A 7,676-nucleotide genomic window follows, 5' to 3' on the forward strand; every position below is an offset into this window, starting at 1 on the left:
TGAAACCTAATTTGAAGCCTAAGCTTCTAATTGGATTATCATCAACGAGTGCCCACACAGATTGATAGGTCTATATTTTTAAAGAGCACACTTCGAAGTTCTCTTCAAAGTGGACGGCTATTTTAGCTAGATAACTTATCGTGTCAAACACTTTTTTAAGTTATTTATCTGCGAGTTAATTTTAACTCACTAACCGTAGTTGTTTAGGTTCCGCTTCACTTGCTTTCCCGTGACAACGGAGGCGCATTATAGGGAGTTCATTAAAGAACACAAGTGCATTTTTTAAAAAAACTCACCTTTTTAGTTTATTCGTATAGAAAACAGACAAAAGACTCTAAAAAACTATAGAAAAGGGGCCAAACGGCCCCTTTAGTGTGATTTTTATCTCAATTTTACTGTATCCATACAATTATTGATGAGCACAAATTTGGTCATTAGTAACAATTAGCTGCACTGTCTTGTCTGGAACGATTTCACCAGAAAGAATTGATTTGGCTAACGGGTTCTCGACATTCTGCTGAATTGCACGTTTTAAAGGACGCGCACCATACACAGGATCGAAACCAACTTGAGCGATCAAGTCGAGTGCTTTGTCGGAAACTTCTAGTTGATAGCCTTTCTCCTCTAGTCGTTTCGCCAAACGTTCCAATTGAATAGAAGCAATGGACTTAATGTGCTCTTGACCAAGTGGATGGAACACCACGATTTCGTCAACACGGTTCAAGAACTCTGGGCGGAAGTGTTTGCTAACCACATCCATCACTTCACTCTTGATACCTTGATAGTCTAATGTTGCGAAATTCTCTTGGATACGAGATGAACCCAAGTTAGATGTCATGATCACAACCGTATTACGGAAGTCAACAGTACGACCTTGACCATCCGTTAAACGCCCATCATCGAGAACTTGCAGCAGAATGTTAAATACATCCGGATGCGCTTTCTCTACTTCGTCTAACAAAATTACCGAATACGGCTTGCGACGAACCGCTTCAGTTAAGTAACCACCCTCTTCATATCCGACATAGCCTGGAGGCGCACCCACCAATCTTGCCACTGAGTGTTTCTCCATGAACTCAGACATATCGATACGGACCATCGCATCTTCACTGTCGAACATAAAGCTCGCAAGTGTCTTACAAAGCTCTGTTTTACCCACACCAGTTGGACCTAAGAATAAGAAGGAGCCAATTGGTCGGTTTGGATCAGAAAGCCCAGCTCGACTACGACGAATGGCATTCGATACAACAGAGACCGCTTCGCTTTGCCCTACCACACGATTATGCAGCACGTCTTCCATACGAAGTAGTTTCTCTTTTTCCGCTTCTAGCATCTTGGATACCGGAATGCCGGTTTGCTTAGAAAGTACTTCTGCAATCTCGTTGTCGGTTACTTTATTACGCAATAGCGTCATTTCCTGCATTTCAGCTTGGGTTGCAAGATCTAACTGCTTCTCAAGTTCAGGAATACGACCATATTGAAGCTCCGACATACGGTTTAGATCGCCAGCACGGCGAGCAAACTCCATGTCCATACGAGCTTGTTCAAGCTCAGACTTAATATGTTGAGTGCCAGAAAGAGCTGCTTTTTCTGTATTCCAAACCTCTTCTAGCTCAGCATACTCTCGCTCTTTTTCATTGAGTTCTTCATTAAGCGCTTTCAAACGCTTTTCACTCGCTTCATCGTGCTCGTTACTTAGTGCTTGTTGCTCAATTTTGAGTTGGATAATTTTACGCTCAAGCTTATCCAAGGACTCTGGCTTAGAGTCAATTTGTAAACGAATGCTTGAAGCCGCTTCGTCGATTAAGTCGATCGCTTTATCCGGCAACTGACGGTCGGAGACATAGCGATGTGACAAGCTCGCCGCAGCAACAATCGCTGGGTCAGTAATTTCGACGTGATGATGAAGCTCATAACGCTCCTTCAAGCCACGTAAAATCGCCACGGTATCCTCAACGGTCGGCTCATCCACCAGCACTTTTTGGAAACGACGTTCTAATGCTGCATCTTTTTCGATGTACTGACGATATTCATCCAATGTTGTTGCGCCAACACAGTGCAGCTCACCACGAGCTAATGCCGGTTTTAGCATGTTGCCCGCATCCATTGAGCCTTCACCTTTACCAGCGCCGACCATAGTGTGTAGCTCATCAATGAAGAGGATGACGTTGCCTTCTTCTTTAGCAAGTTCATTCAATACTGATTTTAAACGCTCTTCAAATTCACCACGGTATTTAGCACCAGCAACCAGTGCGCCCATATCCAGTGATAGCACACGGCGACCACGCAGACCTTCAGGTACTTCATTGTTAACTATGCGCTGCGCTAAGCCTTCAACAATTGCTGTCTTACCTACGCCTGGTTCACCGATAATCACTGGGTTGTTTTTAGTACGACGCTGCAATACTTGGATAGTACGACGGATTTCATCATCACGACCGATAACAGGATCTAATTTACCTTGCTCTGCACGCTCGGTAAGGTCTATGGTGAACTTTTCCAATGCTTGGCGAAGCTCTTCCGCATTCGGGTCATTGACCTTTTGACCACCTCTGATCTTTTCGATTGCCTGGCTGACTTTTTGCTCTGTTAAGCCGATCTCTTTGAGTAATTGCCCCAGTGGTCCGCGATCTTCTAAAGCGGCAAGCAGGAAGACTTCAGACGAGATATAGGAGTCTTGACGCTTTTGCGCCACTTTGTCACACAGGTTAAACAATGTGCCCATCGAGCTAGAGAGCTGAACATCCCCACCGATGCCACTGACTTTTGGTAATCGATCTAACATTTCACTCAATTTAGAGCGTAAATGCGTTACGTCCACATCCAGCATAGTAAGCAATGGACGAATTGGACTGCCATTTTGATCAAGCAAAGCCACCATGAGGTGAACTGGCTCGATATATTGATGATCGCGCCCTAACGCTAGTGATTGAGCATCAGAGATAGCGATTTGAAACTTACTTGTGAATCGATCAAGACGCATATCTACCTTCCTAACCTCAACTAAAGGAAATTCTTTTGACAGTTAGAAAGATGGATACTCAGGAGGGGAATTTCAAGGGAGTGAATGAATAAAGATAGCTTTGCAAAAATAGTAGTATGCATCTTAGCACTTTGGTGCTTATAGCTAGTCTTCGATCCAAATAAAGGTTGCTTGTCGACCAGTCTTACCATCACGGCGATAAGAGTAAAAAGAGGCTTTATCTTGGTAAGTACAAAGTCCAGAATCAAACACTTGTGTCACACCAGCCCGGTTTAGACGTTGCGTTGCCAGCACCGACATGTCAGCAAACCATTTACCGTCGATATCGCGTGGAGCAAATGCTTGATTCGCCTGTGAATCAAAATCAACAAAAGCTTGCAGAACATCTTCACCCACTTCGAAGGCTTGAGGGCCAATGGCGGGGCCAAGCCACGCTATCACTTCACCAGAAAACAACGCTAACGCATTTTCGACAATGCCATTTGCTAAGCCGCGCCAACCTGCGTGAACTGCGGCTACTTGCGTACCTTGTGTATTAGTCAATAATAAAGGTAAACAATCGGCGGTCATCGCTGAACAAACAACATGGCTTGAAGAAGTAAATACACCATCCGCATCAAGCACCTGTGTTGTTGGTTCATTTGCTTGAGCCACAACGGTTGAATGCGTTTGGTTTAACCAGATTGGCGCATTTGGCATGCTTGCCTGTTGCGCCAACCAAGCTCGGTTCTTCTCTACTAAAGACAAATCATCCCCAACGTGAGTACCTAAATTTAGCCCTTGGTAAGGGCCTGTCGAAAATCCGCCTATGCGTGTTGAGGCGAAAGCTTTGACATTTTTAGGCGCTGGCCAATTCGGAATGATCGTCTTCATATTAGAATTCTTCCGGTAAGCCGTGCTCTTCTGTATCTTGACGAAGCGCTTCAGTCATCACCACCATGTCATCAGGCACTGGAGCATGAAACTCAAGAACTTCGCTCGTAATTGGGTGCTCAAAGCGCAGCATTACTGCGTGCAATGCTTGGCGATCGAAACCCCGGATCATTGCCGTTAGCTCTTCAGACGCACCTGTCGGGATGCGAGCACGTCCACCATATGCAATATCACCGAGCAACGGATGCTGAAGGTAAGACATGTGCACACGAATCTGGTGCGTACGACCCGTTTCTAGACGCAAGCGAATACGCGTGTGTTCGCGGAAGCGTTCAGCAACACGGTAGTGCGTTACGGCTGGTTTGCCCATTGGTGCCACCGCCATAAGCGTGCGCTTAGTAGAGTGACGACCAATAGGTTGATCCACTTTACCGCCCGCAGTCATACGACCAATAGCGATCGCTTCGTACTCACGAGTAATATTACGTTTTTGCAGTGCGCGAACCAGACGAGTTTGTGCAGGAACGGTTTTCGCCACCACCATCAAACCCGTGGTGTCTTTATCCAAACGGTGCACGATACCTGCACGAGGTACTTCTGCAATATCAGGGTAATGATGCAACAACGCATTAAGTACAGTGCCATCAGGCGTACCAGCGCCCGGATGAACCACAAAGTCACGAGGTTTGTTGATAACGATAATATCTTCATCTTCATAGACGATATCTAGCGGGATATCTTGCGCTTCCCAGCGTTCTTCATCTTCTAACTCGGCTTGCAATGTAATTTCCTCGCCACCCATTACTTTGGTACGAGGTTTAGTGACAACTTCACCATCAACTTGAACTTTCCCATCAAGCAGCCACTCTTTTAGGCGCGAGCGAGAGAAGTCCGCGAATAATTCGGCGATAGCTTGGTCTAAACGTTGACCTAACTGGCTATCTTTTACGGTATTTGTTAATACAATCTGCTGAGCCATATCGAACTTTTTTAAAAACTGTGAGACTAATGCTCACGACTGTGAAAAAATAGACTATTACGTCATTGTATCTGTTACTGGAAAGAAAGTAACGGCAGCTTAAGAAATATTTAGATTCAAGGAACAGACTCCTGATATGAAACGTCAGACTTTAACAGGCCTTTTAGCGGTATCCCTTCTGTTTGGATGTGCAAGCAAAGAAGAAATCGTTCCTGATGTGCCGCCTTCGGAACTGTATGCAGACGCACAGATTTCTCTTCAAAGTGGTAATTGGCTTTCTGCAATTGAGAAACTGGAAGCATTAGACTCACGTTACCCATTCGGTGCCTACTCAGAACAGGTGCAGCTTGACCTAATCTATGCGTACTACAAAAACGACGACCTTGCTTTGGGCTTGGCAACCATTTCTCGCTTTATGCGTTTAAACCCAACCCATGAAAAGATGGATTGGGTGCTGTACATGCGAGGTCTAAGCCACATGGCGCAAGATCGTAACTTTATGCATGATTTATTCAGCGTAGATCGAAGCGATCGCGATCCTGAACCGGTAAAAAAAGCGTTTGATGACTTCAAAAAACTGCTTCAACGCTACCCGAATAGCCCATATGCAGAAGATTCACAAAAACGTATGGTCGCGCTGAAAAACCGTCTAGCGAACTATGATTTAGCGACTGCTGACTTCTACCTTCGCCGTGAAGCTTGGGTCGCTGCTATTAATCGTAGCCAAGAGCTACAAAAAGCGTATCCAGACACAGAAGCTGCACGTAAGTCACTGACTATCCAGTTAGAGGCCTACAAGCAACTTGGTTTGGAAGACGCCGTAGCAAGAACTGAAAAGCTTATCGAGCTCAACCCTGTGAAGTAATTGAACTTGCTTTAAACTGAACCGCCACCGTTTTTACCGTGGCGGTTTTTTATTACTCTCAATAGTGTATTCAGCCCTTTCTTGATGATCTTCCTAGCTCCACATATGCTTAAAGTTCTCCTCCCCCCTTTATAAAAAGGATGTGAACGTGACGATATCTAAGCTTTGCGCAGTTATGCTGCTCCTATTGTCTGCTTCCGTTTGCGCACTGCAAATCTCGCCGCTCAAACAGCCTCCTTATACCGGAGACCTCGATGTCATCAAGGAGAAGAATGTACTGCGCGTCTTAGTTTCTGCTGATTTAGGCTTTTACTACATTGAGGGCGGCACACCAAAAGGCATAGGCGCAGAATTGCTGGCGCATTTCGAAAAAGACCTTCGTAAACTCAAACCAAAGCTTAACGTACAAATTATTCCTGTTGCCCGCGACCAGCTACTGCCAGCCTTAGAAAACGGTTCAGGTGACTTAGTTGTCGCCAACCTGACTATTACCGACACGCGCAAACAGAAAGTGGAGTTCAGTTCACCCATCCTCACTGGTATTCAAGAGTGGGTAGTGACAAACAAAAGCACACCAACGATGACGAAAATCGAACAATTGAGCGGCAAAGAGATTTGGGTGCGCGCCAGTTCTAGCTACTTTGAAAGCATTCAGACACTAAATAAGAAACTAAACAAAAAAGGCTTACCGCCTGTTATCGTGCACTTTATTGAAGAAACACTTCAAGATTATGAGCTGGTCGGAATGCTCAACAATGGTTACGTCAAAGCCATTGTTCTCGATAGCCATAAAGCCAAGCTTTGGCTGAAAGTGATGGATGATATTCGGGTTCACAAAAAAATCCCTATCCGCAAAAATGGCAAAATTGCTTGGGCAATGCGAGAAAATAGTCCCAAATTAAAAGCCGTCGTGAATAAGTTCATCCAGAAGTCTCGCTCTGGGACACTACTCGGTAACGTTATTTACGGTAAATACATCGATAATACGGGATGGTTGAACAGAGCTCTTAACCCTAAGAAAATTGCTCAACTAGAAAAACTCGCGGCGCTATTTTCACGCTATGGTGAGAAATACGATATCGACTATTTACTGATCGCTGCAATCGCTTACAAGGAATCAGGATTTAATAACGACCTAGTTGGAAGTCGAGGTGCCGTTGGCATAATGCAAGTCCTACCTAGCACCGCTCAAGATCCGAATATCAATATCAAAAATGTTCGACAATTAGAAAACAACATTCATGCTGGAGTGAAATACTTAGCTTTTTTGCGTAAGCAGTACTTCAGTGACCCTGATATTACTGCACAAAATAAACTCTACTTTACATTGGCGGCTTACAATGCGGGCCCCGGCAATGTAGAGCGTATTCGTAAGCGTGCAGCCCAACAAGGTTACGATCCTAATGTTTGGTTTAATAACGTTGAAGTCGTTATGCGGAAAAGTTTAAGCTCAACGGTTGGGTACGTCACAAGCATTAATCGCTACTACATAATATACAAACAACTAGAAAGCTTGGACCAAGTCAAAAGTCTAGAAAGGGTTTCACTAGCCCCAAAAGACCCCATTTTCATGATACCGCTACGAAAAGTCAGCCAAATGCCAGGCAGTAAAAAGCCGCTTGTACAGTAAGCGGCTTTTTAAATGGATTCATTGGAGAGACTCAGTGATCGTCATCACACCTTACGTGTAGTTAAATTTTAACCACCTCAAATATTAGGCCGTAAAACTTCCCTAAAAACGAGGCCGTTTTCAGCTGAGTACTCTATCCAATCTACGGATTTACTAACCGATAACAAGCAATTTCATGATAAATCTCAGAAGTTCTTGAGTGAGATCACATTCATTTTTCATCATAAAAAACCCGAGCAAAATAATGATCTGAATCACATTTTTTTATGCTTAAAGCGGTAATCTGAACTCAACCCATGAGGGATGCAACAGAGGAAAAACACTTATGACAATGAATATCACTGGC

General features: G+C 44.4%; 5 protein-coding genes. 2 read left to right on the forward strand and 3 right to left on the reverse strand.

The window, feature by feature from the left end:
• Positions 1-409 precede the first annotated feature (409 nt).
• From clpB to rluD, 3 genes are all read right to left on the reverse strand, one after another.
• Positions 410-2,983, reverse strand: a complete 2,574-nt coding sequence (gene clpB, locus R7Q38_RS22480) for an ATP-dependent chaperone ClpB (protein WP_005381873.1) — start codon at positions 2,981-2,983, stop codon at positions 410-412.
• A gap of 144 nt (positions 2,984-3,127) precedes the next feature.
• Positions 3,128-3,856: a peptidoglycan editing factor PgeF gene (gene pgeF / locus R7Q38_RS22485; RefSeq protein ID WP_206958069.1), complete on the reverse strand. Its 729-nt coding sequence runs from the start codon at positions 3,854-3,856 to the stop codon at positions 3,128-3,130.
• Between the two features lies 1 nt (position 3,857).
• Positions 3,858-4,835, reverse strand: coding sequence for a 23S rRNA pseudouridine(1911/1915/1917) synthase RluD (gene rluD / locus R7Q38_RS22490; RefSeq protein WP_206958067.1), 978 nt, complete (start codon positions 4,833-4,835; stop codon positions 3,858-3,860).
• A gap of 136 nt (positions 4,836-4,971) precedes the next feature.
• Here rluD and bamD point away from each other — a divergent pair, with 136 nt between their 5' ends.
• Together bamD and R7Q38_RS22500 are read left to right on the forward strand one after the other, a co-directional pair.
• Entirely contained in the window at positions 4,972-5,700 is a 729-nt protein-coding gene (bamD, locus tag R7Q38_RS22495; protein ID WP_005381876.1) for an outer membrane protein assembly factor BamD, read from the forward strand.
• A gap of 148 nt (positions 5,701-5,848) precedes the next feature.
• On the forward strand, positions 5,849-7,330 hold the full coding sequence (locus tag R7Q38_RS22500) for a lytic transglycosylase F (RefSeq protein ID WP_318114373.1): 1,482 nt from the start codon (positions 5,849-5,851) through the stop codon (positions 7,328-7,330).
• Positions 7,331-7,676: the final 346 nt, after the last annotated feature.

Origin of the sequence: Vibrio sp. Vb0598, assembly GCF_033338935.1 — a bacterium.
In the GTDB taxonomy this organism is placed as follows: Bacteria; Pseudomonadota; Gammaproteobacteria; order Enterobacterales; family Vibrionaceae; genus Vibrio; species Vibrio alginolyticus.